Below are 26,363 nucleotides of genomic sequence, written 5' to 3'. Positions count from 1 at the left end.
TATTGAGGTTTATACATATCTTAAAAGCAAAATTATTGCTATTTTTCACTTCACACGGGAAAATTTTCGCAAAAGTAAAACAACCTAAATGGTTGTTTTATGGCGAAAATTTGGAGTAAAAATCAAATTTAAAGCAACAAAAAGCACCAAATAATCCTTATTATCTTTAATAAAATCATATTTAAGCAAAAAATAAAGGGGGGGGGTAAAATAGGCGGTTTATTTAATTTTTAAGGAGACAAAATGAAATTATCTCTTATTGCATCAAAAGCAATATTAGGTTTAGGAGTGTTAGGGAGTGTGAGTATTTGCGCGCAAGAGCTAACAGCACAAACACAAGAAATTAATGCGGGACAAGTACCGCAAAATTACAACCAAATCACAATTAATGCTGAAAGCCAATTGCAAACCTACTTTGATATAGAAACAGATCCAAGCCGTGATGCTGCAAAACTCGTTTTTAAAGATGGATACAAAGATACACATTTACAAATTAATAGTGCTTTAGAAGATTTTGTTCCAAATAGCGTAAATAGAGAAAATACATTTGTAACTATTGATTTAGGTAATGGAGTGCTTGATTTAATAAATGTTCAAAATGGCAATGGAATTGAGAAAAATTCCCATTTAATCAATGCAGATATTACTGCCTCACAAATCAATGTGACTGATATGAATTTAGACTATTTTAGGCAAGAAAGCACATTAAGCGGAAATGTAAAACTAACAGGAACACGATTACCAGCTGATTCTGATGATTTTGGCTCTACTGTACGGATTGTTAGCGGTGGGCTTGACAAAGTTGATTATAATGGTGGCTTAACAATTTGGGGGAATTTGGAGGCAACTAAAACTAGATTTGAAGGTGTTGGCAATGGTTCCTTAAACTTTGATATTAAAGGCAATGCAAATATTAAAGAATCGAATTTTTCTGTAATTTCTACAAGCTTTAATAATCTCATTTTAGATAGATTTGTTTTTGCAAGTGCAAATAGCTTTAATAGCGATGTAACCACTAGCAATACCGCAGGTGCAAGCATTCTTAACAGCATTTACGATATTGTGAGTAATGAGAATCTTGCAAACCAATTCATAGAAATAGAGAAAAATACTTACCTTACCCCTATGGATGTGAGTAATTTTGTAAATTACAAATTAAGCGTGGAAGAAAACAATGGTAAAAAATACTTAATTATAAGCGGTGAGGCAAATTCTACAAAAATCAACAGCGCAAAAGAAATTTTAACATTTGAAAAAGAACATTTAGAGAAAATCATACAAGTAGAAGATTTAGCAACCTCACAAGATCCGGTTAAACAAGCTATCTTGGCAGATTTACAAGCACAAATTGCAAAAAAACAAGAAATTCTTAATAAGATTAATTCTAGTGGCGAAGGATCACTAAGCACTGAAGATAAAATGGGCGGAATAGGTATTGAAATTACAAATACCAACAAACACATTTTTGAAAAAGTATCTAACCTTACAGGCGCACAAGCAGATAACTATAAATTGCTTCTCACAACAGGCATTATGGGTGGTGCTACAAACACTGCTAAAACAGCAGATTCTATGCAAACTTCTGGCAACCTAAACGAAGCACAAGGTATCTTTGATAGTTTGATTAACTCTAATATTAATGCTAAAGTGGGTATAGATGCAATCACAAATAAAGACTTCTTTAAAGATGTAAGAGAAAGTGCAAAAAATAGCACAGATATTCTAAATAACACTAGTTCTGCAAATGGTACTATGAATATCTCTAATGATATGGCTCTAGGTGACAGAATAGCTAGAATTAATAATCCATATAGTGAAGTAAGATTTGCTAATGTGCTTAAATCTAGCCTTTTGGCAAATAGCACAAATATAGCAAGTGACGCTATCTATGACTATTATGGCACAAAAACTTATAAAGATAGTGTATGGGGAAATACCTTTGGTGGAGTAAATATAATCGATGGAGAAAGTGGAGGATTGTATGGAATAAGCATAGGTGCAGATAAAGAATTTAATGAAAATTTACTTTTAGGAATCTATGCCACTTATGCAAATTCTAAAATCAAAGATAAGCTAAGCGTTCAAGAATCAGATAATTATCAAATAGGTATTTATAGCTCTTATAGATTTAATTATTCTTGGGAATTAAATTCTAAACTCTATGGACAAATAGGAGATACAAAGCAAGATATTAATTTAGCAGGAAGTTTAAATAATGCTGATTTTAATAGGAAATTTGTAGGATTAAATACAAATATAGGTAAAGTATTTAATTTAGAAAGTGATCTGTTTTTAAAGCCATTTGTAGGAGTGAATTATTATTATAGCCATACACCAAGCTATGATGAAAAAGGTATCTTAGCAAGAAAGGTAGAATCTAATACTAATAACTCTTTGAGTTTAGAATTAGGATTAGAATCTAGAAAATATTTTAATGAAAGCTCTTATTTATTTATAACTCCAAAGATTGAACAATATGTAGTTAATAATGGAGAGGATTATGTAGCTAGCTTTGTAGGTTCTAATACTTCTTTTTCTATTAAAGGAGAAGAGAAGAAAAAGACTTATGGACAATTAATTATAGGAGGAAATATCTCTTTAAATGATAGCCTAAGTTTAGATGTAGGGATTGGAGCTAAACAGATCTTAGCAGGAAAAGTAGATTCTAAAAATGAAACTTACTTAAGTGGAAATGTGGGAATCAAGTATAGATTCTAAAAATTACTAGAAAGAAATTAAAGATAATTTCTTTCTATCTAGTTTGAAGGTTTAAAAAACAAGAGAAAACCAAAATAGTTTTCTCCTGTCCGTTTTTAACTTTGCAGGTCAGCAAAACCAGCGAATGCGACCCCGAAGGGGAGGTTTGTGTAAAACCAGCGAATGCGACCCCGAAGGGGAGGTTTGTGTAAAACCAGCGAATGCGACCAAAGTTTAGCACTTTGGAAACGCACTAAAGTCCCTACTTTGTAGGGTTACCCTATTTTTACTTCACGGCAAATTTATAAAATAAAAATGCCAAACTGGGAAGGGGTTGGGATCTTAAGGGATAGGGAAAACCCATTTTTACCTACTTTTAACGCACAAAATTTTCGCAACAAAAAACTCGAAGGAGTTTTTGGCGAAAATTTGGAATAGCAAAGTAGCAAATACTAAAGTTCCCATAAATGGGGTACCCCACTTGTGGGGCTTCAGGTGGGTCAAGGGAGCGGAGCTACCTTGTCGCAAAGTGGGGCTTTGCTCCACTGCGAAGTTAAAAATAGTTTCTCCTGTCCCTTAAAGAAAAGAATTTAAAAAAGTTTGCACTACTCATCTGCCAAAAAGCGTCCCCCTTCCCGCTTAAAAAGAAAAAATTCTTTGCTATTAAAATTAAAATTTTATAAAAACATAAAAAATTTAGTATTATAAATTTAGAATATAAAAAAGTAAAGAAGGGTAAGGTAGGTGTGTTTTTCTCATCAGCTTGATTAATTATACTATACTCATTTCATACGAAATTTACTACACTATAAGTTATCAAGGGCTCGCCAAGGGTATTAATCTTTTCAAGCAAAGCATTAAATAGCCTTGCGTGAAAAGCTCTACTGGTAAAATCATTAATCAAATAAATCACTTAAATTCACTTTTTGCCATTTTGTGCTCTTAGGTTTTTGGCTAAATCACAAGAGTTATTATCTCCATTATTACAAGCGATTTGATAGATTGTAATAGCCGTATCTATATCTTTTGTAACTCCATCACCATATACGAACATATCCGCAAGCTGCTTACACGCAGGGATATACTGAAATCCATAGCATATCATATCATAAGCTATAGCCGCACTCTTAAAATCCCCACTTTTATAAATTCCATCAGCGAGTCTTTTACATTTTGATGGCTCTTTTAAGTTGGTGCAATCATTATAAAAAATATTAATTTTAGCCTCTATCTCATCTTGAGTTACCTCTATTTGATCTGGTTTTGTGGTGATTGGAGCTGGGAATTTTTGCAAACAACCAGCTAGGATAAACCCAGCCAAAATGGCTACAACTGCTGATCTCAACTCTCTCTCCTTACTATATAATAGGTTTGTTTATTTGGTAATTTTTCTATTATAATTTTATATTTACTAGCCCATAATGGCACAATTTCATTAAATTCATCTATTATTTGCGGTATTTGGCTTTCGCATTTGATTTTAAATTTATCTTCGCTATTTGATAAAGCCACAAATCCATCAAGATGCTTGATCTTTTCATGTAAATTTATGATATGCTCTATCTCTTTCTCATCAAAATCGCAGGCCGATAAGACCCTTTTAACCTGCTCTAAAAGCGAATTATTCACATTGTATCCAAGCCCTGTTAATACTAATTCTAAGCTCATTATCACTCCTGATTATTTGATTTTTGACTGATTAAAACCGCTTCTATAATCTTTTTAATATCCCCATCTAGCACGGCATCAGCTTGTGAGTATGCGATATTGCTCCTATTATCCTTTACTTGTTTATATGGGAATAAGACATATGAGCGAATTTGATGCCCCCAGCCCATTTGGCTCTTTTCTACTGAGTCGCTAGCGGCTCTTTGTTTCTCCAGTTCTAGCTCGTATAATCTTGATTTTAGCATTTTCATCGCTGTGGCTTTGTTTTTATGCTGACTTCTGTCATTTTGACACTGCACTACAATGCCTGTTGGTATGTGAGTTATCCTTACTGCACTCTCAGTTTTATTTACATGTTGTCCGCCTGCCCCACTAGCTCTGTAATAATCTAACCTTAAATCCTTATCTTCTATCTCTATCTCAATATCATCATCAACTTCAGGGCTTACCATCACGCTTGAAAAGCTCGTATGACGCCTACCAGCACTATCAAATGGACTAGTTCTAACAAGGCGATGAATGCCATTTTCAGCCTTTAAGTATCCATAAGCATTCTCACCTTTTACAATAAAGCTTACATCTTTTAATCCAGCTTCATCGCCCTCTTGGAAGTCTAAAGTCTCAACTTTAAACCCCTCCCTTTCGCAAAATCTTAGATACATTCTATAAAGCATACTCGCCCAGTCATTACTCTCAGTCCCACCAGCTCCTGGGTGAATGCTAATAATGGCGTTTTTGCTATCATCTTCACCGCTAAGCATCATAGAGACCTCTAAATTTGTAATGACCTCTTCTAAATTCTCTGAATCCTCAAATAGCGAATTTATAGTATCAATATCATTTTCTAAATTTGCTAAATCAAATAGCTCCACAGCGTCATTTAGGGCATTTTGAGCGTTTTTAAATTTGCTTAGCATAGAGTTTAGCTTGGTTTTTTCTTTTCCTATTTGGCTACTCATTTGCACATTAGACCAAAAGCTAGGGTCTTGCTCTAGATATTCAATCTCTTTAAGCCTAGTTTGTATAAATTCTGGATTTATAACCTTAGCAATATTGTCAATTTTGATTTTTAAACCCTTTAAAAGTTCGCTATATTCATAATTATCCAAAGTTCTACCTCGTAAATTTTTAGCAAAATATTATCTAAAATATGGTTAAAATTTAATTATTTAAAGTAAATATTTTTAGAAATTTATGCTAAAATTACAGATTAAAAATTCCAAAAAGAGAGTATAATGCAGATATTAAAAACCATACAAGAGCTACGAGATTTTCGTGCTAAATGCAGTGGCGATGTAGGCTTTGTAGCGACGATGGGGGCTTTACACGCAGGTCATGCCCAACTAATCAAAACCTCTGTATCACAAAATAATCATACAATAGTAAGCATTTTTGTCAATCCAACGCAATTTTTACCAGGAGAAGACCTAAGCCGATACCCAAGAACGCCTGAGGCTGATATTAAAATTTGCCAGTTGTGTCAAGCTGATGCGGTATTTATGCCTGAAGTTGATGAAATTTATAATCAAAATGAGATTAAAATTCTAGCACCTAAGGAGCTATCTAGCACTCTAGAAGGTGTTACTAGACCGGGGCATTTTGATGGGGTTTGTACTATTTTAACTAAATTTTTTAACATTATAAATCCTACAAATGCCTATTTTGGTAAAAAGGACGCTCAGCAGCTTATAATCATTGAAAATATGGTAAAATCGCTATTTATGAATGTCAATATAGTGCCAATTGATATAGTAAGATCTAGCGATGGACTAGCTCTATCAAGCCGAAATTCATATCTAAATGATGATGAGCTAGCTCAAGCTCTTAAAATTTCAAGGTCGCTAATGAAAGCTAGTAATCTTATAAAAGCTGGCGAGCTAAGCTCAATAGAGATCAAAAAAGCGATGAGTAGTATCTTAGAGCCTTTAAGGGTTGATTATATAGCCATTGTGGATAAGAATTTAAATCCGGTTGATAAAATCGAGCTTGGCAATAGCATTATTTTAGTCGCTGTGTATGTCAAAAATACGCGTTTAATTGATAATTTGTGGGTGTAATGTGGCAAATTTATATTTAGTTTCACTTGGATGTAATAAAAATCTAGTAGATAGCGAGATTATGCTTGGTAGGCTTGGTGCGTATGATATAGTAGATGATCCATCAATTGCTGATGTGATGATAGTAAATACCTGTGGATTTATAGAAGATGCAAAGAGCGAGAGCATAAGTGCGATTTTAGAATTAGCTAGTTTTAAAAAGCCAAATTCAGTCCTAGTAGTAACAGGGTGCTTAATGCAAAGATACCGTGATGAGCTTATGCGAGAGCTTCCTGAGGTTGATATATTTACTGGTGTTGGGGATTATGATAAGATCGATGAGATCATCCTTAAAAAGCAAAATTTATTTAGCCCAGATACATATTTACAACCTAAAAATACCAAAAGAGTAATCACCGGCTCAAGCTACCACGCCTATATCAAAATCTCTGAAGGGTGTAATCAAAAATGTAGCTTTTGCGCTATTCCAAGCTTTAAAGGTAAATTAAAAAGCAGAGATATAGATAGCATAGTAGATGAGATTAAAGAGTTAGTAAGCGTAGGCTATAGGGATTTTAGCTTTATCGCTCAAGATAGTAGCTCATTTTTGCGTGATTGTGGCAAGAGCGATGGCTTAATCTCTTTAATTGACGCAGTTGAAAAGATAGATGGCGTAGATGTCGCTAGAATTTTATACCTATACCCTACTAGTACCAATGCAAAATTGATACAAAAAATTATAGATTCAAAGGTATTTGCTAATTACTTTGATATGCCTATTCAGCATATAAATGATGAGATGCTAAAGATAATGCGAAGGGGAGCTAATAAAGATAAGATTATCCAACTTTTAAAGATGATGAGAGATGCACCAAATAGCTTTTTACGAACGGGGATTATAATAGGTCATCCAGGCGAAAAAGATAGCTATTTTGATGAGCTTTGCGAATTTTTGCGTGAGTTTAAATTTGATAGGATTAGCGCTTTTGCATACTCTAAAGAAGAGGATACTCTAGCTTACGATATGGAACAAATAGAGCCAAAAATCATCACTCAAAGGCTAAATAAGATTGAAAAAATCATAAAATCTACAATTGATGAGAGCTTTAAAAGCTTAGTTGGAAAGTCTATTAAAGCTCAAATTAATGGCGTTAGTAGCGAAGGGGAGATGTTTTATGGCGCTAAGGCTGTGATTTGGGATAGGGATATTGATGGGGAAATTCTAATAAATGATAGCCAAATTCAAAATCCTAAAGTTGGGCAAATTTATGATTGTCAAATCACCAAATACGCCAAAGATAAATTGATTGGGCAGATTGTTTGCAACTAAAGCTTGACTATCTAAAAAACAAAAAATCCCTACTAGCATTCTCACACGGAGTAGATAGCACGGCACTTTTTTATCTTTTAAATAGTGCTGGGGTGAGCTTTGATTGTGCTATGGTAAATTACCAAACTCGCCCAAGCTCCTTAGCAGAGGAGTTAAGCGCAAGGGAGCTTTGTAAAAAATTTAACAAAAAAATATTTATCCATAAAGCCAATTTAAATCTATCTAACTCAAATTTTGAAAAAATTGCTCGAGATATTAGATATGAGTTTTTTGATAAGATTATGTGTGAGTATGATTATGACGCACTTATTTTAGCTCATCAGCTAAATGACGCACTAGAGTGGCTACTAATGCAACTAAGCAAAGGTAGTGGCGCTGTGGGACTAGCTGGAATGATGCCTAGAAGCAAAAAAAGGATTAAATTTCAAAATATAACTAAAAATATAGAGATATTTCGCCCACTTCTAGGGGTGAGTAAAGATGAAATTTTAAAGTATTTACAAAGTCAAAATATAGAGTATTTCGTTGATTTATCCAATCAAGATATTAAATTTAAACGCAATAGAATTAGGGCGGAATTTAGCGATAAATTTATATCACAATTTGCAAGTGGAGTAAAGAGAAGTTTTGAGCTTTTAAGGGGTGATGCGATCATCTTACTAGGAGAGTTTGAGTATGAAGATGGGGAGCTTTTTATCGTTAAAAAACTGCCAAATTCAATAAATCTAATAGACCAAGCCTGTAAAAAGCTAGGAGTTTTGATGAGCCAAAAAACAAGAGAGCTATGCACTCAAAATGATTGCGTAGTCTCGCATAAAGTTACCATCACATCAAATCAAAGCTACTACTTCATCGCTCCATACATTAAAACCAAAATGGATAAGAATATCAAGGATAAATTTAGAATTCTTAAAATACCAGCCCTACTTCGCCCGTATCTATCGCTAAATTCGCATAAACTCAACGCTCTTGATAAATTTTTATCATAAAGCTAGTCTCTATATAATCATCTTTTGAGCTCATCTCTATAGGAAAATCAATCTTAATAAGATTATCATAATTCTTACTATCCATTATAAAATCATATAGATTTTGTGGGCTTTTCATTGTAGCAGTAAGGTTTATTTGGCTAATGATATATCTAGGATCACTATCAATGATATTAGCCCTTGAGAGATATAAATTGCTAAAATATTTCCCAGCTAAACTGATAAATTTCATCTCATTAAAACTATTTTTTAATGAATCCAAAGCCTTTTTATTTTGTAAATTTAAATTCTCATATGTAGCTAAATTCTCATTATAAATCTGCTCTATCTTGGCTAAATTTACATCTTTTTCGTTATTTATCTCTACAGCTTGCTTGTATCTATCAATGACTGGGAGCGCTACAAAAAACACCATAACAAGCATAAAAAAGACAAAAATCATACTAAAAATTGTTAATTTTGTTAAATCAATACTATCTAAACTTCTATCTGTTCTCATCGCTCAAGCTCTCCATCTGTGCAATATCTATCTTATTAATACTAACAAAATTATACCACCCATTTGGAAGTTGGTAAAATGTAGTGTTAGATATAGCAAATATAGATTTTAGCGGTGCTTCAAAGAGTAATTTAAAGTGATCTTTAGTAGGCGTTATACCCTTGATTTTCAAAGAGCCATCTTCTAAATATATGCTAGTTAAAGTAACACCATCTGGCACAAGATTAAATAAATTCATCAAACTCTGATTTAAAATCAAATTTTTATTATAAATATCTAAAGTCATATCTCTTTTTATCAAAGTGGTTTTAGTTTTATCCTCTATGTTTTTAATAGCTTGAAATGTCTCATTATACTTCTCTTGTAACTCTATAGAGTTAGAGTTTATAAGATAAATTTTCACACTAAGTAGCATAGCCCCAATAATAAATAAAAGCGTAAGAATAAGCATAGCCCAAAGCCAAATTTTGGTAAAAATAGATAGTAACGGCTTGATTTTTGGCTGTATAAAACTATAACTCATCGCAAATCTCTTTTATCATTATATTATTTAATATCTTATCAATATCGTATTTTACGACCTTACACTCTATCATCAAGTCATTTTCAGCCATCACTAAAAACTCATTATCCAAGCTAAGCCCATCAAATATCACTACCTCTTTGATAAAATCCCCACCATAAATTTCATTATGATAATACTCATTAATTGCAAGTTTGATATTACTAATAAGCGTAATCTCCTCGCCAATATCCCTTACACTATCTTCTAATTTCTTATCAATTCCACCTATATTCTCTTGGCGAATATCCTCAAAATCACTCTTATCTAAATCTCCATCATCAAAAGAATCAAATGAGCCAATATCGCCTAAATTATCAAGTTGGCTTAATCTATCTTCCTCCTCTTCGATTACATTATCTAAATCCGCACTCTCCTCTTTGGTTACAGCTTTATCATAATAGTCAAAAGTATCAATCTCTTTTCTATTATCAAAATAGGCACCAAATTTCATCTTATCCCCATCAAATATCATAATAGTATTGCTATCTTCCATATTTAATAGATATAGAATTTTACCATCACTTGGGGATTCTTTTATCAAAGAGTGTAAAATGGCAAATGGAGAATAAATTAAATCTGGCTTTACAGATAAAGAATTTTCAAAAAGCTCCAACTCATTATCTGGCACTACAATACTCCAGCCATCTAGCTTAACCTTATCAACCAAATTATACTCTATATTAAACTTCTCAAATTCACTAGCCCCTACCGCTGGTAAAGCCCACTGCTTAGGGCTATTTAGCATAGCGGCTAAATAGATGGTGTGATACTGCCTAGCTCTTTTTTTAAGATAATCTGTAAATTTAGAATCAACCACTCCATTATTTATATCAAATACAGCCTCGCCGCTATTTATAATCTTATCACCTTTAATAGCACGAGAAAAAAGATGGCATTTATTATCTTTTATGATAACACTAATGTATAAAGTAGTTAAAAATCCACGAATCCAAGAGATTAAACCAGACATATCAAACCTTAAATTTTAAAAATTTTAGCCAAATTAGCTTTAAATTTAGATTATACCATCCACCTCATCAAATTTTCTTGCTATCAAAGCTTTAGCCTCTTGCATATCTAATCCTTCAAGGTTAAATTCCCTACTTACATAATAGGTTATTTTGCTAAAAGGCTTTGGCAAAATCATCTTATCCCAGCTATTAAACTGCCAAAATCTAGTAGCTGTATAGCTTAAAATAACTATATTTGCCCCAGTTTTTTGTGATATTGTAACTGAACCATCGCTAATACTATGCCTTGGACCCCTTGGACCATCTGGAGTTATGGCTACATCTACTCCATTATCTATTGATTTTATAGCAGATAAAAATGCCTTTAAAGCACCCTTTGATGAACTTCCTCTAATAGAGCCAATGCCAAAATGAGAGATAATATCAGATATTATTTGACCATCTTTGTGATCTGATATTATCACATTTGCTTTTCTACCTTGCCAACACTTGCTAAATATAAATGGCATAAATGCAAGTTTTTCGTGCCAAAAAAGAATAATAACTGGCTTATTTGACAAGGTATTGTTAATAAATTCTTTCTTGCAAGTTAGATATATAAGCCTCATTAAAAAAACTAATAAATTCTCTATGATTTTAATAATAAATTTAGACTTAAACAATCTGCCCATTTAATACCATTCGTCTTGGCTGAGTGATCTGAACTTTAGCAAATTTGCCTAGTAGCTCCTCGCTACCTTTAATTTGGACTAAAAAGTTATTATCCGTGCGACCTGCTATCATTCCATCAGCTCTAAGCTCTTCAAAATATACCTCATAAATATCGCCCATCTTAGTAGCTACAATCTCATCTAAAATTTCATTATGTCTATTTTGTAATCTAGTAAGCCTAGCGCTAGCTATAGCATCATCAATCTGATTTGGCATAGAAGCAGCCGCAGTTAGTGGGCGAGCTGAATATTTAAATGAAAAAACTTGCTCAAATCTCACTTTCTCTAGCACATCCATCGTATCTTCAAAGTCAGCATCACTCTCTCCAGGAAATCCTACTATAATATCAGTAGATATACTAAGATTAGGACATAGGGATCTAAGCTTGTTTGCCCTATCTAAAAACCACTCTTTAGTATATCCACGCTTCATAGCTTTTAAAATCGCACTACTTCCGCTTTGTAAAGGCATATGTATGGATTTACAAATTTTAGAATTTGAGCTAAATTCATTTAAAAATTTATCATCCATATGGAGTGGATGTGGGCTAGTAAAGCGAATTCTCTCCACCCCATCAATCTGGCTTATCATATTTAAAAGATCGCTAAAATCTATCTTTTCGCCATTAGAATTGCTAAATCTTTTGCCATAGTTATTGACATTTTGCCCAAGCAAAAATATCTCTTTAGCTCCATTATTAGCAGCTTTTTTAATCTCATTTAAAATTATATCTTTTGGGATACTAATCTCATCGCCCCTAGTGTGTGGGACAATGCAGTAGGTGCATTTCTTGTCGCACCCTATCATGATATTTACAAAGCTCTTATATGGACTGGTGCGAAACTCGCCAAATGCATACTGGCTCTCATCATGATTTATATCCACACTTACAAATTTAGGCGTTTTAACCGCGGTTTTAATCTTTGATACATTTCTAGCCCCAAGAACAAAATCCACATATGGAGCACGCTTAAATACATCTGATCCTAAATGACTAGCCGTACATCCACATACCCCAATTTTAGCCCCTGGCTTTTTGACCTTCTCAAATCCACCAACCTCGCTAAAAAGCTTATGGACTGGCTTTTCACGCACTGAGCAAGTATTTATAAGTATCAAATCCGCTTCATCAATTTTACTAGTAGCCTCATACTCATCACTAAGTTCAGCTATGATATGCTCGCTATCGCGGACATTCATAGCACATCCTAAAGTCTCTATAAAGAGCTTTTTTTTGTTAAATTCAGCACTCAAAGTATATGCACCTCATACATATAATCATTCTCATCTAAGCCATATTTAACGGTGCGATGATATACGCTCAAACCCTTATTTTCGAAATATTCAACTAAAGCAATAAGTTGCTTATGTGAGTTATCACGATCAAAGTAAAATATCTTTCCACCATCTTTTAATGCAGCGCTTTCGATCTTTTCTAAGCTAATTGTTTTTGGTTTTGCGTCCAATTCAGCCCTAGCTAGTTTTAACTCCATAATCTATCCTTTTTGAGTGATTTTAACCGATGAGTATATCAAATTTGCTATAAAATTTCGTTTAAATTACTAAATATAAATAAATTTAAAGATTATAAAAGCTAATATAAGATAAAATACCAACCTTGCAATTCAAATCCTAATATTATTTAATAAATAATCACAAGAAGGCAATTTTATGGAGAAAATATCAGATATAATCGAGTCAATCGCTCATGAGAAAAATTTAAGCATCGAAGATGTGAAAGCTAGAATTTTAAAGGCTTTCGAATCAGCTGCTAAGAAGCTATATGGCACCCAGTGTGAGTATGAAGCAACGATAAATCCAACTACTAAAAATATAGTTTTATACCAAAAAATTTTAGTTGTAGAAGATGATGATAAGCGTTTAGATGATGAGCATTTTATAAGTCTTACTAAGGCTTATGAGCTTGATAAGAGCCTTGAGATAGGAGATAGCTTAAATTATGAGATAAATATTGAGGATTTAGGTCGCAGTGCGGCTGGGGTATTGGGGCGTGAGATAGAGTATCACATTCAACGCCTTATAGAGGAGAAAATTTTTGAAAAATACAATGCCAAGGTCGGCTCACTTGTCTTTGGGTCTGTTACAAGGGTTGATAATGATGAAAATACCTTTATAGAGATTGATGAGATTAGGGCTGTGATGAGTATGAAAAATCGCATTAAAGATGAGAAATTTAAAGTAGGCGATGTGGTAAAATGCGTTATAAAAAGCGTAAAATTGGACAAAAAAGATGGCATTAAAGTCGAGCTATCTCGCACCTCACCTAAATTTCTTGAAGCACTATTAAAAGCTGAAGTCCCTGAGATAAAAGATGGCGGAGTAATCATTCAAAATAGTGCTAGAATTCCAGGCAAAAAAGCTAAAATCGCCCTATACTCAACCACTCCAAATATCGATGCAGTCGGTGCCACAGTAGGGGTAAAGGGCGTAAGGATTAATGCTGTTAGCAATGAGTTAAATGGCGAAAATATCGATGCAATTGAGTATAGCAATGAGCCAGCCATCTTCGTAGCTCGTGCATTAGCTCCAGCCATAGTAAGCTCTGTGAAAATAGATGGAGAAAAGGCCATTGTCTCTTTAGTGCCAGATCAAAAATCAAAAGCAATTGGTGCTAGCGGTATAAATATTAGACTAGCAAGCATGCTAACAAAATATGAGATTGAATTACAAGAGCTAAGTACTACAAGCCAATCAAATCAGATAAATAACGAAGAGGGATTAAAAAATCTAAAAGCCCTATTTGGAGATCTTTGATGAAGTTACAAGCCTTGAAATAAGGCTTGTAAAAATCTTAAAATTTAACTAAATTTCACTCCATACCAAACTCTAAAGCTAGAAATTTTCCTGTATGCGATCTGCTTTTTTTATAACCTTTAGCTAGTTCTACTGGGCTACCTTTGGCGACTACTTTTCCACCACCTGCTCCACCTTCTGGCCCCATATCTATGATATAATCGCAATTTTTAATCACATCTAAATTATGCTCTATTACCACGACTGAATTTCCTAGCTCCACCAGATGGTGCAATACGCCAGTTAGCCTATCTACATCGCTAAAATGCAATCCAGTTGTAGGCTCATCTAAGATATAAAGCGTAGAGCCCGTATCTGTGCGACTAAGCTCTTTGGCTAGTTTAATGCGTTGAGCTTCTCCACCACTTAGCGTAGTAGCTGGCTGCCCTAGCGTAAGATAGCCAAGACCAACTGAGCAAATAGTTTTAAGCTTAGAGTGAATTTTAGGCACCTTAGCAAAAAATTCCAAAGCATCATCAGCGCTCATCGATAATACTTCAGATATATTCTTGCCTTTATATCTTACCTCTAGAGTTTGAGAATTATAGCGAGTTCCCTTACACGCATCACAAACCACGCTAATATCAGGCAAAAAGTGCATTTCAACCTTTATCTCCCCTTCTCCGCTACACTTTTCGCATCTACCGCCTTTGACATTAAAGCTAAAGCGTCCGATTTTATACCCTCTTATTTGAGCCTCTTTAGTTGCGGCAAATAGAGCTCTTATCTCATCCATTACCCCTGTATAAGTAGCTGGATTTGAGCGTGGGGTTCTACCTATTGGGCTTTGATCTAGGTATATAACCTTATCTAACTGCTCTAATCCTTCTATCTTTGCCCCTTTTAGTGTTTGGAATTTTCTAGCTCTATTTAGCTCTATTTCAGCTGCTGGAAGTAGCGCTTTAAGCACTAATGAGCTTTTACCACTTCCACTTACACCAGTAACGCCTACAAGATTGCTAAGTGGGAATTTAACGCTTAAATTTGAGATATTATTTATTGTTATACCGCTTAAATTTAGCCATTTTTTTTGCTTTCTGCCTTGATAGTAGTTAATTTCTTTTTTACCATTTAGATATTGAGCTGTTTGGGTTTTGGAATTTAATAGCTCCTTATATGTGCCTTTAAATACCACTTCACCGCCATAAACCCCAGCCCCAGGACCAATATCTACTATATAATCAGCTGCTTCAATGGTCTTTTTATCATGCTCTACGACAATTACGGTATTGCCCTTTTCTTGTAAATTTCTTAAAGTTTTAATAAGCTTTAGAGTATCTCTTTCATGTAATCCAATGCTTGGCTCATCTAGCACATACATTACCCCGCTTAATCCGCTCCCTATCTGACTAGCAATCCTTATGCGTTGAGCTTCCCCGCCGCTAATAGTCCTAGCGTCCCTACCAAGGCTAATATATCCAAGCCCTACATCATATAAGAAAAATAATCTCTCATTAATCTCTTTTAAAATCGGCGTTGCGATTAAGGTTTGTTGGCTATTTAAATATGCAAATTTATCTTTATCGCTAAAGAATTTAGTAGCATCTTCTATACTCATATTAATAATATCACCAATTGATTTAGAGGCTACTCTAACTGCTAAGCTATCACTACACAATCTATCGCCCCCGCAACTCTCACAAACCTTCTCAATCATATACTCGCCAAAATCTTTATCATCTTTTAAAATTTCATATGCGACTTTTAAAACCCCTTCAAAATGCTTATTAATCCTATGTCGCTTCCATAAAAACTCAATCCCCTTAGCATTGCCATATAGTATAAGCCTTTTAGAATCATCATCAAGCTGTGAGTATGGAGTTTTGATATTAATACCATTTTGTTCGCAAAATGCGATTAAAAATTTATAATAATAACTCTTATTAAAGCCATACATAACCTTTATAGCTCCATCTTCAATGCTTAAGCTATCATCAATTATCTTATTTAAATCCAAGCTAAAGCGAATTCCAAGTCCATCGCAGCTAGGACAAGCACCCTTAGGGGAGTTAAAACTAAAGCTAAGTGGTTCAAGAGCATTAAAGCTAATTTTACAATTAAAACAAGCATTATGTTCGCTAAAGTGTATATGTGAATTATCTAAGCCTAGCTCATCAGCGTTAGATATCTCAATTTCAAGTTCGCCAAAACTCTCATAAAGTCCCTTTTGGACATCATCTGCGATTCTAGAGGCATTATCACTATTTACTATAACTCTATCGATTACGGCTTTTATAGTGTGTTTTTTGGTTTTTGATAGCTCTATTTCTTCATCTAAACGCACCATCACGCCATCTATCATCGCTCTTATAAAGCCCTTATTTGCTAGGCTCTCTAATGTATCAGCAAAGCTACCTTTTTTCTCTCTTACAATTGGGGATAAAATCGTGATTTTAGCACCTTGTGGGAGTTTTAAAATTTGCTCTATTATATCATTTGCACTCATTTTAGATACCACTTGATTACATTTTGGGCAATGCTGGATACCAATCCTAGCATATAATAGTCGCAAATAATCATAAATTTCAGTTATTGTCCCAACTGTAGAGCGTGGATTTTTGCTAGTGCTTTTTTGGTCAATTGCGATAGCTGGAGTAAGCCCATCGATATGATCTACATCAGGCTTTGCAACTCTATCAAGAAATTGCCTAGCATAGCTTGAGAGTGATTCTATATATCTTCTTTGCCCTTCGGCATATAAAGTATCAAAAGCCAAAGTACTCTTGCCACTACCGCTAAGACCTGTAAATACAACTAATTTATTTTTTGGAATATCTAAATTAATATTTTTTAGATTATGCTCTTTAGCACCTCGAATTTTAATAATCTCACTCATATCTAATCCATACTTTTAATAAAATCTTGGATTATATCTAAAATTTAATAATGAGATATAAGATTAATTGTAAAATCCAAATTTAACCCTATTTTCAACCCTAAGGCATGATGGCCAAAGAGCATAAAATCTAACCCCTTTATACTCTAATTCAACCTTATAAAATAACCCCATAAAGCTCTTATCGATCACATCTGCTTCAAACTCTCCACCCATATAAATTTCAGAATAGGCAAATATATTATTGCGAGATTTAATCCAATCAAAGAATTTATCCCCACTTGGTAAATTTGAATTAATATGATTTAGATTGCCTAGCATTTGAATGCTTTTTGGATTTTTTACGCTATAAAATAGCTCCTTAGGAGCCCCAATATCTAATATCTCGCCCCCATCAAACAGAGCAATTTTATCACTTAAATAATAGGCATCATCAATATCATGAGTTACCAAAATAGCTGATAAACCCTCCTTTAAAATCATATCTTTTAACTCCGCTCTTAAGCTTTCTTTTAATCCTTGATCTAAATTTGAAAATGGCTCATCTAAAAGCAAGAGTTTCGCACCAGCTGCAATAGCCCTAGCAAAAGCCACCCTTTGAGCCTGTCCGCCTGAGATTTGATCTGGCTTTTTATCCTTTAGCTCCTCTATGCCAAATTTAACCAAAAGCTCTTTTATCCTTAAATTCATCTCATTTTTATTTAATTTATTTAGAGCAAAAGCTATATTATCATATACACTAAGATGAGGAAAAAGAGCATAATTTTGAAACATAAATCCAATATTTAAATCGCAACTAAGCTCATCATATTGACTACTTTCTAAACCAGCGATACAACGCAAAAGTGTGCTTTTACCACTACCACTACTACCTAAAATAGATAGAATTTCATTATCTTTAAGCGTTAAATCAATCCCTTTTAAAATCTCATTTTGACCAAATTTTTTACGCAAATTTTTAATCTTTAGCATTTTTTGCCTTTATAAATATATGGGTAAAAATCAATACAAATAGCGATAATATCACAATCATCAAAGATGGCAACGCACTATCATAAATTCTCTCATCAGTAGCATACCAAAACGCCTTTACGCTTAAGGTCTCAAAGCTAAATGGCGATAGCATTCTAGTAAGCGGCAACTCCTTTATAGTATCTATAAAAACTACTAAAAATGAAAGCAAGAAAAACTGCTTTAAAAGTGGCATATATAGCTTAATCATCAATATAAAATAGCTTGGTCTTAGCATATATCCAACCTCATCAATTGATGAGTGAATTTTAGCAAATCCCCCATCAATTGAGTATATAGCAGTAGCTAAAAATCTAACTACATAAGCAAATATCAATACGCTAAATGATACCCCCAAAATAGCCACACCAAATATATTACCGATAAACGCCGCTGCTATCATCAAGCTCACCCCAATAGCAGCCCCAGGAATAGCATATCCAATAGAGCTAGCCTTAAGTATCCAAAAGCTAAATTTACTATCCTTACTAACCCTAGCTACAAAGCATAAAACAAATGCCAAAATAGTTGTGATAACCCCAGTAACCCCAGCTAAAATAAGCGAATTTAAACTAAGCATATAAAACTCAATCTCAAAAAGCTTATAATCCCTTAAGCCCCAATATCCAAGCCATAAAAGTGGCAATATAAAGCCAACAAATAAGATTATAAGGCAATAAAGCGTAGCCATTGTAGATTTAAATTTACTCAAATCCCTTTTTTTGATAAAATCGCTAATATCTTGATTGAAGCTAAATTTACTCTTTTGACGCTCCCTATACTCTACATACATAAGTCCAAAAACACAAAACATCAAAATCGCAGATAACGCACTTGATGAGTATGGATCTCCAAGGTCATACCAAGTCTTAAAAATTCCAGCACTAAAAGTATCAACACCAAGATACGCACTAGCTCCATAGTCGCTTAAAACCTCCATTAAAACTAGCATAAGCCCAGCAATAATACTTGGCATAGCTATCTTAATGCTAACTTTAAAAAATATACTAAATTCGCTATAGCCGTGAATTTTACCAACCTCATAAATCGCCATAGATTCGCTCTTAAAGGCTGATTTGGCTAATAAATATACATATGGGTATAAAGATATGCTAAGCACAAAAATAACGCCATAAATATTAAAAATATCAATCCTAAAGCCAAAAATGCTTTGAAATTCTCCACCATAATCCATAATTCCTACATAAACAAAAGCTAAAATATAAGCTGGAATAGCAAGTGGCAATATAAGTAAATTTTCTAAAATTTTAGATAGATAAAAGTTATAATTACTAACCAAATAAGCCGTAGAAACACCCAAAATATAGCAAATCACAAGCACAAAAAATGCTACTATAAATGTATCTTTGACAAATCTTAAAAATAGAAAATCAAAAAAGTGATTTAAATTTTTAGAGACCTCTTCAAGCCTTGCTAGATCACTACCAGCAAAGGCTTGATATAGATATGTGCCAAATTCAATAAAAATACTAATAACAGGGATAATCACCAAAAAAGCTAGTAAAATCCCTAGGAATTTTATAGCTTTTGTGCGTTTTCTCATCTAAATCCTACTTCATCATATATAAGCACAGCGTCTTTGACATTATCAGCAATCTTCGATACGGCTATACTATCTTCTTTAAATTTGCCAAAATCCTTTACAATATCCGAAGGCTCTACATCTAGGCGAACTGGAAATTCATAATTGATATTTGTAAGCATTGTTTGCACCTCTTTGCTAAGCATAAACTCCATAAATTTCTTAGCTGCGTCTTGGTTTTTGCTAGATGCAGTCATAGCTATACCGCTTACATTTATATGAGCTCCACGACCATCTTGATTTGGGAATATCACTCCAATTGAGTTGCCTACCTCTACATCTTTTGGATTTTTAGAAGTTCTAAGAAGTCCTATATAATATGTATTCATAACAGCATACGGAGCCACTCCAGCTATCATCTGTCTTGCTTGATCTCTATCGCCACCTTTTGGAGCCATAGCTAGATTATCTAGCACCCCTTTTGCCCATTTTTTAGCCTCATCTTTGCCATCATTTGCAATTATTGAGGCTAGAAGTGTTTTAGAGTATGGTGCAGTCGCACTTCTCATTAATACCTTGCCCTTTAGCTCTGGCTTAGCTAAATCTTCATAATTTTTAACTAAATTTAAATCAACATTAGCATTTTTATTATAAGCTATAATCCTAGCCCTTTTAGTAATGGCAAACCACATATCATCTTTATCTCTTAAATTTGCTGGAATTATATCTTTTAAAACCTTAGAATTCACAGGGGCTAATACATTTGCATTTTTAGCTTCAGTTAAATTTGATACATCAGCAGTGATAAATATATCAGCTGGAGAGTTTTTGCCCTCTAGTTGAAGTCTTTTTATAAGCTCTGGAGCTTTTGCTGTTGTGTGGTTTATTTTGATACCAGTTTGAGCTTCGAATTTTTTATATATCTCAAAATCTGCATCATAGTGTCTAGCTGAATATATATTAAGCTCAGCACCTATCAAAGCCGATGCACTAAGCAGTGCAGTGATGATAACCTTTCTCATATTTTCTCCTAAATTTTATAATTTTGATTGCGAAATAATAGCGACATAAAGTAAATGATAAATAAATGATAATGGTTATTAATTTCTATTAATCTACTAAATTTACCATTTTTAAATAGATAAATTTAAATAAATTTAAAAAGAGAATTTTAAATTTAAATTATAATAATATGTTACATATTTACACATATTTATAAAAAATTTTACCAAATTTAAAATAAATTTTGTCAAATTCAAAAAATTACTGATATAATGTAATCTTAAATAATTCTACAATAAAGGTTAATAAATGGCAAATCCAAATATTCCTGTTGATAAACAGACAAATGCTGTTCAAATCATCGGTCTTTTTGGCGGTATTTTGGCAGCTATGCTTGTTTATTACATTATGCCAAGCAATGCTGGTGAGATAGCCACCGCAGCTGCAAATGGTAAAACTCTAAATGTTAATGCTCTTCCCATAGTAGCTGCTGTTGCGGTTCTTATGGGTATATGGTGGATGACTGAAGCAATAGCCCTACCAGCTACGGCTTTACTTCCTATGGTTTTATTCCCTATTCTTGGCGTGGATACATTTAAAAATGCCGCTACTCCATACGCTAGTGATACTATATATCTATTTATGGGTGGCTTCGTTCTAGCCCTTGCTATGCAAAAATGGAATCTCCACACTCGCATAGCCCTTGGGATTGTCCTTCTTGTAGGCACTAGTCCTAGAAGGCTTGTAGCTGGATTTATGATAGCTACTGGCTTTATGTCTATGTGGGTTAGCAATACCGCAACTGCGGTTATGATGCTACCAGTTGGCCTATCTGTGCTTCATCTAGTTAGCAAATTAACTGGCAAAGATAATGAGCTAAAGCAAGTCGATACAAATCATATGGATGAAATCAGCCGTCAAGGCACTCAAGGCGGATTTGCAAGTGCCGTTATCCATAAAGGCAAAGATGTAGTAAGCGAAATCAAAGATAAAACCAAAGCCTACACCTCAAATTTCGGCATCGCTCTAATGCTTGGTATCGCATATGCTGCTTCTGTAGGCTCTCTTGGGACTATCATTGGGACCCCGCCAAATGCACTTTTAGTAGCTCATATGAAAAATGAATTTGGTATTGAGATTGGATTTGGTGAGTGGATGTTAATGGGCGTTCCGCTATCGATTGTTATGCTAATTGCTTGTTGGGCACTTTTAGTTTATGTGCTATTTAAGCCTGAAATTAGTGAAATTCCAGGTGGCAAAGAGGTTATTCATAATGAGTATAAAAAGCTAGGTTCAATGAGTAGAGCTGAGTGGCTAGTGGGTGGCGTGTTTGTTTTAGCGGCACTTTGTTGGATATTCCTTGGATTTATCTTTAAACACTATGGAATCAAGGTCGCTAGCTTAGATTCAGTTATTGCGATGAGCGTTGCTGTGTTGTTATTTATAATTCCAGCAAATTCAAATGGCGAAAGACTAATTGATTGGGATACGGCTAAAAAACTCCCATGGGATATTCTAATCTTATTTGGTGGCGGTCTTGCACTTTCAGCTCAATTTAGCAAAACTGGCTTATCACTATGGATAGGACACCAAGTATCAGCACTTGGATTTATGCCAATTATACTTATTATATTGATTGTAACTGCTCTAGTAATATTCCTAACAGAGATCACATCAAATACAGCTACCGCAGCCGCATTCTTACCAGTTATAGCTGGGGTGGCAATTGGCTTAGGATATGAGGGTCAAAATATAATGATATTTACAATTCCTGTAGCTCTTGCGGCAACTTGTGCGTTTATGCTACCAGTTGCCACTCCGCCAAATGCTATTGCTTATGGCTCTGGATATGTAAAAATCAATAATATGATTAAAGCTGGTTTATGGCTAAATATCATTGGTATATTCTTAATCACGCTAACAGTCATATTCCTTACAACTGCAGTATTTAAAATAAGCTTATAAAACCTTAGCTAGGCAATTTCGCCTAGCTAATCCATTCGCAACTTACTATTTTAAAAATTAATAAATTTAGAAATTTAATAAAATTATTTTAATTTTAATATTAAATAAAAAGATAATATGGTATAATTAAACATTATATAAATAATATCAATTATAAGAAATAATATATAAAGAGATTTAGATATGAAGTTTTTGCTTTGTATTTTTTCATTTGTTTTGATGGTTTTTGCTAAGTGCCAACCAATGCTAAATTCAAATATAAATATAAATATTGCAGATTTTAGCCAAGATAAAATCTCATATAGCGATGGTAAAAACCTATATCTAATGGATAAAAATTATAAAATCACATCCACTATAGAGGCAAAATCAGATAAAATCAATATAATTAAATTTCATAATTCAAATCTCATAGCTGGATTAGATAGCGGATATGCTATACAAATCAACCCAAAAGGCGATAAGCAAATTTTATTAGATCCAGTAAAGACAAAAATCATAGATGGCATAACTTCTATAAATATCATAAAAGATAAGATAATATTTACTCTTAGCACCAAATATATAGTAATATACGATACGATAAATAGCATATATAAAAAATCAAATTTAAATCTAAATTCCAAAATCACAAATACACATATAATCAATAATATACTCTACATAACCACCTTTAATAGAAATCTTTATGAATTAAATCTAGATAACTTTAAATTAAATAAAATTTCACAAATGCCAAATATCCCAACTGCCATTAGCAGCATAGATGATGAGATAATAATTGGATTAATCGATGGCAAAATAATATACAAAAATCAAATTTATCAAATTTCAAACAACCAAATAAGCAAAATAAAAATATACAAAAATACTATTTATATTAGCGATTGGAGTTCAAATCTATATATTTATGATTTAAATCTAAATTTAAAAAATAGCATAAAAGTTGGCAATGATGCAATTTTGGATATGTTTATTGATAAAAATAGCCAAATAATTTTATGGAATTCTGCTATTTTTTCTTGTAATTTTGGTATTGAGTAATTGATACAAATTTTATAAAAGGAGAGTTTTATGTATAGTTTTATCAAAAAGCCACTACTCTTTAGTGCTGGCTTATGCTTAAGCCTATCTAGCCTTTTTGGTGCTAGCGAGCTTGAAACTATCATGAAAGAGCGTAACTTAAGCGAAAAAGATGTCTTAGCTGCGGCTAAAACCTATCAACCAAGCGGTCGTAAAGATGAGTATATCGTCTTTAGTTCTGGCGGTCAAAGCGGTCAAGTAATCGTCTATGGCGTTCCATCGATGAGAATTTACAAATACATAGGTGTATTTACTCCCGAGCCGTGGCAAGGCTATGGCTATGATAGTGAGAGTAAGGCGATATTAAAAAGCGGTGCTATAAGGGGTAAGGAGATAAGCTGGGGCGATACTCACCACCCAAATTTCACCGAAAAAAATGGCGAATATGTGGGGGATTATCTATTTATCAATGATAAAGCCAATCCAAGAACGGCTGTAATCAACCTTAGCGACTTTGAAACTACTCAAATTGTAGTAAATCCAATTATGAAAAGCGAACACGGCGGTAGCTTTGTAACCCCAAATACCGAGTATATCATCGAAGCTAGTCAATACGCAGCTCCGCTAGATAATAACTACCACCCAATTGAAGAGTATGAATCTGTCTATAGAGGGGCAATTACATTTTGGAAATTTGATTATCCAAAAGGCAAAATAGATGAGAAAGCCTCATTCTCATTAGAACTCCCTCCATATATGCAAGATCTAAGTGATGCTGGTAAAGGCGAGTCTATGGGTTGGGCATTTACAAATAGCTTTAACTCAGAGATGTATACTGGTGGGATAGAAAAGGGTCTTCCACCATTTGAAGCTGGTATGAGTAGAAATGATACTGATTATTTGCATATGTATAACTGGCAAATTTTAGAAAAATTAGCAAAAGATCCTAAAAACTACAAGATAATCAATAACCACAAAGTTATCCCTATTAGCGTAGCTGTGGCTAATAACGCTCTATTTTTGATCCCTGAGCCAAAATCCCCACACGGCGTAGACGTTAGCCCAGATGGTAGATATATCCTAGTAGGTGGTAAGCTAGATACCCACGCTAGTGTCTATGACTTTAAAAAGATAAAAGCATTAATAGATAAAAAGGAATTTGCAAGTAAAGATCCATTTGGAATTCCAATCCTAGATATGCAAAAATCCCTTCACGGACAAGTAGAGTTAGGTCTTGGGCCACTTCACAACGCTTTTGATGCTAAAGATGGAGTGGTTTATACCTCGCTATATGTAGATAGTCAAATCGTAAAATGGGATTACAAAAATTTAAAAACCCTAGATAGAGTAAATGTCCATTATAATATAGGCCACCTTGATACTATGGAGGGTAAATCAGCTAAACCTATTGGCAAATATGCCCTAGCACTTGATAAACTCTCAATTGATAGATTTAATCCTGTTGGCCCACTTCATCCACAAAATCATCAGCTTATAGATATAACTGGGGCAAAAATGGAGCTTATCTATGATATGCCTATACCTTTAGGTGAGCCTCACGATGTTGTCTCAATCAGTGCTAGTAAGTTAAAACCAGCCATGACATACAAAATGGGAACCAACTCAAGAACAGGCCAGCAATCAGTGGGTATGACTCTAGCTGGTCAAGAGAGGGTTGAGAGAAATGGCAAAAATGTAACCGTATATGCAACTTTAGTAAGAAGCCACATAAATCCAGAGCATATAGAGGTAAATAAAGATGATAATGTAACTATCTATCTAACCAACCTTGAAAGAGCCCAAGATGAGACTCACGGCTTTGCTATAGATCTATACAATGTCCATGCCTCAATTGAGCCTGGCAAGACTGCTAGTGTAAATTTCATAGCTGATATGGAGGGTGTATTCCCTTATTATTGTACTGAGTTTTGCTCTGCTTTACACCTTGAGATGATGGGGTATCTATATGTCAAAGATCCAAAGAAAAAGTATGAAGCCATCAAACAAGCTAAATTAAAAGAGCTTAGCCCAGCCCAGCTACAAGCTGAGTATAATAAGGTTATTGCTACAAACAAGGCTACAGATGATGTTATCCAAAGTGTTGTTAAATTTCTAAAAGAGAAACACTTTGAGAAGTATCCAAAAGTCAAACAACTTGTCAAAGATGCCCTAGATCAATATGGCAAAATCCCTGAAGTTAAAGCAAAAGCCGATGAAGCCTACAAAAAAGGCGATATAAATGGTGCTATCCTTTGGGAGTATCAAGTATGGCAATATATGGTTAAAACTGCCGATGTTGGCTTAAGAGCTAAAAATAATCTGACAAAAGCACTAGCTACGCCTATGACTGCCGTGCAAGCTCGCGGGGAAGAGGCGTATCTAAAAGGCGGATGTAATGGCTGCCATGTAATCGGTCAAGTAAGCTCAGGTCCAGATCTAACTGGAGTTTTACTAAGACATGAAAATGCCGAAAAATGGGTATTTGAATTCATTAAAGATCCAGCTAGTAAATATGAAGAGGATTATGTAAAAGCTATGATTAACTTCTTTAATCTAAGAATGCCAAATCAACATATGAGCGATCAAGAGATCAAAGATATTATAGAGTATCTAAAATGGATTGATGAGAACGCTGGGTTGTATTAAAATAAATGGGGCGGAGATTTCCGCCTCGCTGATTAAATTTAATATCCGCCCAAATGG

General features: G+C 34.0%; 21 protein-coding genes. 8 read left to right on the top strand and 13 right to left on the bottom strand.

The genetic code is table 11. The features are described 5' to 3' along the window. Window positions 1-243: 243 nt before the first annotated feature. On the top strand, window positions 244-2,718 hold the full coding sequence (locus tag CSUIS19073_RS04905) for an autotransporter outer membrane beta-barrel domain-containing protein (protein WP_236845307.1): 2,475 nt from the start codon (window positions 244-246) through the stop codon (window positions 2,716-2,718). An 898-nt stretch (window positions 2,719-3,616) separates the two neighbouring features. Here CSUIS19073_RS04905 and CSUIS19073_RS04900 read toward each other — a convergent pair. The 3 genes from CSUIS19073_RS04900 to prfB are packed head-to-tail and all read right to left on the bottom strand — an operon-like array spanning window position 3,617 to window position 5,474. Beyond that, window positions 3,617-4,042 (bottom strand): SEL1-like repeat protein, encoded by a 426-nt coding sequence (locus CSUIS19073_RS04900; protein WP_086237936.1) that lies wholly within the window; start codon window positions 4,040-4,042, stop codon window positions 3,617-3,619. Next, window positions 4,039-4,365, bottom strand: a complete 327-nt coding sequence (locus CSUIS19073_RS04895) for a type II secretion system protein (protein WP_086237935.1) — start codon at window positions 4,363-4,365, stop codon at window positions 4,039-4,041. Before CSUIS19073_RS04895 ends, CSUIS19073_RS04900 begins: the two co-directional genes overlap by 4 nt. A 2-nt stretch (window positions 4,366-4,367) precedes the next feature. Then, the gene (prfB, locus tag CSUIS19073_RS04890) at window positions 4,368-5,474 is read right to left on the bottom strand and encodes a peptide chain release factor 2 (RefSeq protein WP_086242563.1); all 1,107 of its coding nucleotides are present in this window, start codon (window positions 5,472-5,474) and stop codon (window positions 4,368-4,370) included. A gap of 126 nt (window positions 5,475-5,600) precedes the next feature. On the opposite strand from prfB, the gene panC reads away from it, so the two are divergent. The 3 genes from panC to tilS are packed head-to-tail and all read left to right on the top strand — an operon-like array spanning window position 5,601 to window position 8,720. Beyond that, window positions 5,601-6,422, top strand: a complete 822-nt coding sequence (panC, locus tag CSUIS19073_RS04885) for a pantoate--beta-alanine ligase (protein ID WP_086242562.1) — start codon at window positions 5,601-5,603, stop codon at window positions 6,420-6,422. A 1-nt stretch (window position 6,423) separates the two neighbouring features. Beyond that, window positions 6,424-7,731, top strand: coding sequence for a 30S ribosomal protein S12 methylthiotransferase RimO (rimO, locus tag CSUIS19073_RS04880; protein ID WP_086237932.1), 1,308 nt, complete (start codon window positions 6,424-6,426; stop codon window positions 7,729-7,731). Beyond that, window positions 7,722-8,720: a tRNA lysidine(34) synthetase TilS gene (tilS, locus tag CSUIS19073_RS04875; RefSeq protein ID WP_086237931.1), complete on the top strand. Its 999-nt coding sequence runs from the start codon at window positions 7,722-7,724 to the stop codon at window positions 8,718-8,720. The genes rimO and tilS overlap by 10 nt, the downstream gene beginning before the upstream one ends. On the opposite strand, the gene CSUIS19073_RS04870 is transcribed toward tilS, so the two are convergent. From CSUIS19073_RS04870 to CSUIS19073_RS04845, 6 genes are read right to left on the bottom strand one after another with little or no spacing between them, the layout of a single operon-like run. Further along, complete coding sequence (locus CSUIS19073_RS04870) at window positions 8,692-9,219, bottom strand: hypothetical protein (RefSeq protein ID WP_086237930.1); 528 nt, start codon at window positions 9,217-9,219, stop codon at window positions 8,692-8,694. The two genes, tilS and CSUIS19073_RS04870, sit on opposite strands and share 29 nt — an antisense overlap. Beyond that, window positions 9,206-9,742, bottom strand: a complete 537-nt coding sequence (locus CSUIS19073_RS04865) for a hypothetical protein (RefSeq protein WP_086237929.1) — start codon at window positions 9,740-9,742, stop codon at window positions 9,206-9,208. Before CSUIS19073_RS04865 ends, CSUIS19073_RS04870 begins: the two co-directional genes overlap by 14 nt. Beyond that, the gene (locus CSUIS19073_RS04860) at window positions 9,732-10,754 is read right to left on the bottom strand and encodes a hypothetical protein (protein ID WP_086242561.1); all 1,023 of its coding nucleotides are present in this window, start codon (window positions 10,752-10,754) and stop codon (window positions 9,732-9,734) included. The genes CSUIS19073_RS04865 and CSUIS19073_RS04860 overlap by 11 nt, the downstream gene beginning before the upstream one ends. 45 nt (window positions 10,755-10,799) lie before the next feature. Further along, window positions 10,800-11,363 carry a lysophospholipid acyltransferase family protein gene (locus CSUIS19073_RS04855; RefSeq protein WP_236845306.1) on the bottom strand — a complete coding sequence of 188 codons (564 nt, stop codon included), beginning with the start codon at window positions 11,361-11,363 and terminating at the stop codon, window positions 10,800-10,802. A gap of 46 nt (window positions 11,364-11,409) precedes the next feature. Continuing rightward, entirely contained in the window at window positions 11,410-12,720 is a 1,311-nt protein-coding gene (gene miaB, locus CSUIS19073_RS04850) for a tRNA (N6-isopentenyl adenosine(37)-C2)-methylthiotransferase MiaB (protein WP_086242560.1), read from the bottom strand. Next, window positions 12,717-12,959, bottom strand: coding sequence for an HP0268 family nuclease (locus tag CSUIS19073_RS04845; RefSeq protein WP_086237925.1), 243 nt, complete (start codon window positions 12,957-12,959; stop codon window positions 12,717-12,719). The genes miaB and CSUIS19073_RS04845 overlap by 4 nt, the downstream gene beginning before the upstream one ends. A gap of 178 nt (window positions 12,960-13,137) precedes the next feature. Between CSUIS19073_RS04845 and nusA the strand changes: the two genes are divergently transcribed. Beyond that, window positions 13,138-14,241: a transcription termination factor NusA gene (nusA, locus tag CSUIS19073_RS04840; protein WP_086237924.1), complete on the top strand. Its 1,104-nt coding sequence runs from the start codon at window positions 13,138-13,140 to the stop codon at window positions 14,239-14,241. Window positions 14,242-14,296: 55 nt separating this feature from the next. Here the strand turns inward: nusA and uvrA are convergent, their stop codons facing one another. The 4 genes from uvrA to CSUIS19073_RS04820 all read right to left on the bottom strand — a co-directional run bounded on the left by uvrA (window position 14,297) and on the right by CSUIS19073_RS04820 (window position 20,692). Then, window positions 14,297-17,116 (bottom strand): excinuclease ABC subunit UvrA, encoded by a 2,820-nt coding sequence (uvrA, locus tag CSUIS19073_RS04835; protein WP_086237923.1) that lies wholly within the window; start codon window positions 17,114-17,116, stop codon window positions 14,297-14,299. Between the two features lie 63 nt (window positions 17,117-17,179). Next, window positions 17,180-18,088 (bottom strand): ABC transporter ATP-binding protein, encoded by a 909-nt coding sequence (locus CSUIS19073_RS04830; RefSeq protein ID WP_086242559.1) that lies wholly within the window; start codon window positions 18,086-18,088, stop codon window positions 17,180-17,182. Further along, complete coding sequence (locus CSUIS19073_RS04825; RefSeq protein WP_086242558.1) at window positions 18,075-19,691, bottom strand: ABC transporter permease; 1,617 nt, start codon at window positions 19,689-19,691, stop codon at window positions 18,075-18,077. The genes CSUIS19073_RS04830 and CSUIS19073_RS04825 overlap by 14 nt, the downstream gene beginning before the upstream one ends. Beyond that, window positions 19,688-20,692, bottom strand: coding sequence for a Fe(3+) ABC transporter substrate-binding protein (locus CSUIS19073_RS04820; protein WP_086237920.1), 1,005 nt, complete (start codon window positions 20,690-20,692; stop codon window positions 19,688-19,690). Before CSUIS19073_RS04820 ends, CSUIS19073_RS04825 begins: the two co-directional genes overlap by 4 nt. Window positions 20,693-20,981: 289 nt before the next feature. Between CSUIS19073_RS04820 and CSUIS19073_RS04815 the strand changes: the two genes are divergently transcribed. The 3 genes from CSUIS19073_RS04815 to nosZ all read left to right on the top strand — a co-directional run bounded on the left by CSUIS19073_RS04815 (window position 20,982) and on the right by nosZ (window position 26,306). Next, window positions 20,982-22,637 (top strand): SLC13 family permease, encoded by a 1,656-nt coding sequence (locus CSUIS19073_RS04815; protein ID WP_086237919.1) that lies wholly within the window; start codon window positions 20,982-20,984, stop codon window positions 22,635-22,637. A 183-nt stretch (window positions 22,638-22,820) separates the two neighbouring features. Beyond that, the gene (locus CSUIS19073_RS04810) at window positions 22,821-23,681 is read left to right on the top strand and encodes a hypothetical protein (protein WP_086237918.1); all 861 of its coding nucleotides are present in this window, start codon (window positions 22,821-22,823) and stop codon (window positions 23,679-23,681) included. Window positions 23,682-23,711: 30 nt separating this feature from the next. Next, window positions 23,712-26,306 (top strand): Sec-dependent nitrous-oxide reductase, encoded by a 2,595-nt coding sequence (gene nosZ, locus CSUIS19073_RS04805; protein WP_086242557.1) that lies wholly within the window; start codon window positions 23,712-23,714, stop codon window positions 26,304-26,306. The last annotated feature ends 57 nt before the right edge of the window (window positions 26,307-26,363 follow it).

The sequence above is a fragment of the Campylobacter sp. RM19073 genome (genome assembly GCF_024723495.1).
In the GTDB taxonomy this organism is placed as follows: Bacteria; Campylobacterota; Campylobacteria; order Campylobacterales; family Campylobacteraceae; genus Campylobacter; species Campylobacter porcelli.
Note: the sequence above shows the minus strand (reverse complement) of the source record. Positions and strands in the feature narration are given on the sequence as shown.

Excerpts from the sequence above, each read along its gene's own strand:
- CSUIS19073_RS04905 (WP_236845307.1), top strand. The coding sequence starts at position 244 with ATGAAATTATCTCTTATTGCATCAAAAGCAATATTAGGTTTAGGAGTG.
- CSUIS19073_RS04895 (WP_086237935.1), bottom strand. The coding sequence starts at position 4,365 with ATGAGCTTAGAATTAGTATTAACAGGGCTTGGATACAATGTGAATAAT.
- panC (WP_086242562.1), top strand. The coding sequence starts at position 5,601 with ATGCAGATATTAAAAACCATACAAGAGCTACGAGATTTTCGTGCTAAA.
- CSUIS19073_RS04870 (WP_086237930.1), bottom strand. The coding sequence starts at position 9,219 with ATGAGAACAGATAGAAGTTTAGATAGTATTGATTTAACAAAATTAACA.
- CSUIS19073_RS04865 (WP_086237929.1), bottom strand. The coding sequence starts at position 9,742 with ATGAGTTATAGTTTTATACAGCCAAAAATCAAGCCGTTACTATCTATT.
- CSUIS19073_RS04860 (WP_086242561.1), bottom strand. The coding sequence starts at position 10,754 with ATGTCTGGTTTAATCTCTTGGATTCGTGGATTTTTAACTACTTTATAC.
- CSUIS19073_RS04855 (WP_236845306.1), bottom strand. The coding sequence starts at position 11,363 with ATGAGGCTTATATATCTAACTTGCAAGAAAGAATTTATTAACAATACC.
- CSUIS19073_RS04845 (WP_086237925.1), bottom strand. The coding sequence starts at position 12,959 with ATGGAGTTAAAACTAGCTAGGGCTGAATTGGACGCAAAACCAAAAACA.
- nusA (WP_086237924.1), top strand. The coding sequence starts at position 13,138 with ATGGAGAAAATATCAGATATAATCGAGTCAATCGCTCATGAGAAAAAT.
- uvrA (WP_086237923.1), bottom strand. The coding sequence starts at position 17,116 with ATGAGTGAGATTATTAAAATTCGAGGTGCTAAAGAGCATAATCTAAAA.
- CSUIS19073_RS04830 (WP_086242559.1), bottom strand. The coding sequence starts at position 18,088 with ATGCTAAAGATTAAAAATTTGCGTAAAAAATTTGGTCAAAATGAGATT.
- CSUIS19073_RS04825 (WP_086242558.1), bottom strand. The coding sequence starts at position 19,691 with ATGAGAAAACGCACAAAAGCTATAAAATTCCTAGGGATTTTACTAGCT.
- CSUIS19073_RS04820 (WP_086237920.1), bottom strand. The coding sequence starts at position 20,692 with ATGAGAAAGGTTATCATCACTGCACTGCTTAGTGCATCGGCTTTGATA.
- CSUIS19073_RS04815 (WP_086237919.1), top strand. The coding sequence starts at position 20,982 with ATGGCAAATCCAAATATTCCTGTTGATAAACAGACAAATGCTGTTCAA.
- CSUIS19073_RS04810 (WP_086237918.1), top strand. The coding sequence starts at position 22,821 with ATGAAGTTTTTGCTTTGTATTTTTTCATTTGTTTTGATGGTTTTTGCT.
- nosZ (WP_086242557.1), top strand. The coding sequence starts at position 23,712 with ATGTATAGTTTTATCAAAAAGCCACTACTCTTTAGTGCTGGCTTATGC.